Source organism: Thalassobacter sp. (assembly GCF_982993085.1).
Genome location: NZ_CEZFMW010000197.1, coordinates 1 through 3,445 on the forward strand (window position 1 = coordinate 1; position 3,445 = coordinate 3,445).

3 protein-coding genes are annotated in these 3,445 nt (G+C 55.5%); 1 reads left to right on the top strand and 2 read right to left on the bottom strand.

Annotated elements, in window-relative coordinates; all coding sequences use genetic code 11:
• Both AC4GMC_RS17735 and AC4GMC_RS17740 read right to left on the bottom strand, forming a co-directional pair.
• A partial coding sequence (locus AC4GMC_RS17735) for an acetyl-coenzyme A synthetase N-terminal domain-containing protein (protein WP_487878577.1) occupies window positions 1–440 on the bottom strand: 440 nt, incomplete at its 3' end.
• Between the two features lie 488 nt (window positions 441–928).
• Window positions 929–1,921, bottom strand: coding sequence for an ester cyclase (locus AC4GMC_RS17740; protein ID WP_487878576.1), 993 nt, complete (start codon window positions 1,919–1,921; stop codon window positions 929–931).
• A gap of 186 nt (window positions 1,922–2,107) precedes the next feature.
• On the opposite strand from AC4GMC_RS17740, the gene AC4GMC_RS17745 reads away from it, so the two are divergent.
• A complete protein-coding gene (locus tag AC4GMC_RS17745; protein ID WP_487878575.1) occupies window positions 2,108–3,325 on the top strand; it encodes an ABC transporter substrate-binding protein in 1,218 nt (405 codons plus the stop codon).
• Window positions 3,326–3,445 lie beyond the last annotated feature (120 nt).

A 3,445-nucleotide genomic window follows, 5' to 3' on the forward strand; every position in this document is an offset into this window, starting at 1 on the left:
GCGTAGGCGGCAGCCGGGATCATGGGAAGGTACAGAACCACCCGATCGCCTTGCTTGACGCCAAGGTCCTTGAGGACGTTCGCGAACTTGCCAACCTCATCAGAGAGTTGTTGGTAGGTGATGTTCTGGGCGGGTTCATTCGGATCATCGGGTTCAAAGATGATCGCGGTTTGATCGCCGCGGGTCGCTAGGTGACGGTCGATGCAGTTTTCGGCCACGTTCAGCGTGCCGTCTTCAAACCATTTCACATGCACATCATCGTGGGCAAAGGAGGTGTCTTTGACCTTGGTAAAGGGCTTGATCCAATCAATGCGCTTGCCGTGCTCTGCCCAAAACCCTTCGGGGTCCGAGATCGAGGCTTCGTACATGGCATTGTAGGTGGCTGTGTCTGCGTGCGCACCGGCCAGCAGTGGCGGGGTGTTTTGAATGTCTTTAGGCATCTCGCCTTCCCTCTCTTGCTTCGGAGGAGGGGACAGAAATCTGGGCACACCTTCTCTGTTCACAGCCCAAGGTGGCTGTGGGACGGCTTTGCCAAAGATCCTCTGGATCCTCCCGAAAAACGTCTGGTGCATCTGTTTCAGTGGCTCCCACCACGCAGCTGCATCTGACGCCATATAAAAGAGTGGTGGGTAAAAAAGGGCCCATCACCCTGACGACTGCTTTACTTTACACTATGTGGTTAAGGATTTCGCAATGTGTCGTAATTGCACACTTTTTCTGTAAAGAAAATTTCAGAAATTGCCGTCGTATTTGTAAATTTATGAATACTACCCAGTTTTACTGAGTGAAATCAGTCCATTTTCAGATCAAAGGTGACAGGCCGTCGCAGGCCCAAAAAGCCGCGGCGGCAGGTGGTGGGCTGCGGCGTCAAGTGGGCCGTGCCAGCATGTCGCAGGGCAAGTTAACGAAAAATTGACAGCCCAGCGACTCAGATTGTTGCGTGGGTATGGTTTGCCGCTGCGATCACATCGACCCCCATCTGGTTTAGAAGGTCAACGTAATCGAGCAGTACCCAGTTTTCCGCAATTTGCGTCTGTGTGCAGCGATAGAAATCCATCACACGCAGCGTCAGGGCCTTGCCGGTTGCGGGGACACCTAAGTAGGGGCCTGCATGGGTCATCGTCATTGAAGGCCAGCCTGAAACGGCCGCGTAGGGGCCATCGCCGATCCGGCAGTAATGGTTGCCGCCTTGACGATCTGGAAAAGCATTTAAGAACGAGGCGCGGTGGTCTTTGACGAAACCTTCCCACTGAAAGTTCGACCCAATGCCGCCGGGCCCGTACCAAAACATGTCCTTGGCCCACAGCCCACCTTGGCCAGTTTGATTGTCGGAGCCAAAGGTTTCTGGGTCATAGACATGCAGCGCGCCCAACATCGCTTGCACAATGTCTAGCGACCGCGCGCCGTCGCCCGTGGTTGGGCAGACACCATCGTGTGTCGCGGGGCCGGGAAACAGCATCTCGGTCCCAAGTTCAAAGGGGATGGCCTGTAGGCCTGCCTGACGCATCAGGTCGATCAAGTCGATGATCACCTTGGCCTCGGTGATGCGCCCGTTTTCAACGCGGTAAAATTCACCCGCGCGCAAAAACACCAGCCGGTTGCTGGGCGGAATACCCCAGAGGGGTGCGTTGAACGTGCCGACATAGTGGCTGACCGCGCCGACCCATTGTCCGCCCGGCGTACGAATATTGTCGCCCCCGATGAAAATTTCATCTCGGCGATGTAGCCCTGTGATGGCGCGGCGCAGGGGCATAATCACCTGCTTAACCACAGCTTCACGCCCCTCAAGCCGATTTACCGGTGCGCACATGTCCCAAATGACCTCTGGCGCGATGACGGCGCTGGCAGCCTCAAGCTCAGATGGCGGGCAGGTGAACAGCGTATTGAGCGCGGGTCGAAGGGTATTGCGGTAGTTCGGCATGGGACACCTTTGCGTGTTTGTCAGAAAAGCCTTGCCAAAGGGCGTTTCAAGAATCTAGCTTATTTTGCAATCGTATGCATTTTGCTTTGATGGTCGTCGGCTCAAACAGCCAATTTCCCCCAGCGACAATGTAGACGCCATAAAAAGAAGACCCCCAAATAGATAACGTTCAACGGGAGACATCGAATGTTTATTAAGAAAATCGCGCTCGCTGGTGCGGTCTCGCTCTTTGCCAGTGGCGCAGCTGTGGCGTGTTCCTATGAGAACACAGTGCCGCTAAAGTCGCTGACGGCAGGTTTTGAAGCTTGGAAGGCTGTGACTGACGCAATGGCGGCCTGCGGCAACTTTGAGCCTGAATTGGACCAAGAGTTCCGCACCAAACAGCCCGCAGCTTTCGCGGCGAACCCTTCGCTTTACCACATTGGTGGGGTTTCCAATGGAACCGTGACGCCGCTGCTGAACGAAGGCACGATTCGCCCACTAGATGATCTGGTCGCCAAGTACGGCCAAAACCTGAGCCCCAACCAGCTGATCCGTGTCGACGGTCAGATCATGGCCGTCGCCATGATGGTGAACACACAGCACATGATGTACCGCTCGGACATCTTTGCCGATCTCGGCCTAGAAGCGCCCGCAACCTATGATGATGTGCTTGCCGCTGCGCAAGCAATCAAGGAAGCAGGCGTTGTGGACTATCCGATGGGTGCCACGATGAAAGCAGGCTGGGATCTGGCGACAGATTTTACCAACATGTATTTCGGTTTTGGCGGTACCCTTTACGGTGACGACAGCATGCCGATGGTCAACTCCGAAGCGGGCCTAAAGACGCTGGAGATGATGCAAAAGTTGACGGCTTACATGGATCCAGAGTTCCTCGTTTCAAACAGTACCTACGTGCAGCAGCAGTTCCAGCAGGGTAAAATCGCTATGGCGAACCTGTGGGCGTCGCGCGGTGGGGCGATGAATGATGCTTCCGAAAGTACGGTTGTTGGTAAGGTTGCTGCTTCTGCTGCACCGCTGGCCATAGAAGGTGGCGCTCCCGCGACGACCCTCTGGTGGGATGGTATCGTTATTGCGGCCAACATCACCGACGAAGAGGCTGATGCAGCTTTCCGTTTGGCCATGCAGGGCCTGACCACGGAAGTCGTACAGGCGAACAATGATGCAGCTATTTGGTTAATTGAGGGCTATCAGCCCTCTGACATGGCTTCGGGCGCGATCGCCACAGCGACAGCCTCGCCCGCACCTGCGCCATACCCATCAACCAGCCAAATGGGTTTGATGCACACTGCCCTTGGTAATGCCCTACCAGGATTCTTCACCGGTGAGATGTCTGCTGAGGACACTCTGGCCGCCGTTGAGGATGCCTACAAAACAGCCGCCGAAGAAGCGGGCCTTCTGTAAACTCGATTTTGGGGCTCGCGCGAAGGTGCGGGCCCCACTCAGGACCATGAAAAAGAAGGACTGACGATGAAGCCCAAAGTCTTTGCGATGTTCGTCGGCCCGTCCGTCTTTTTGATGCTC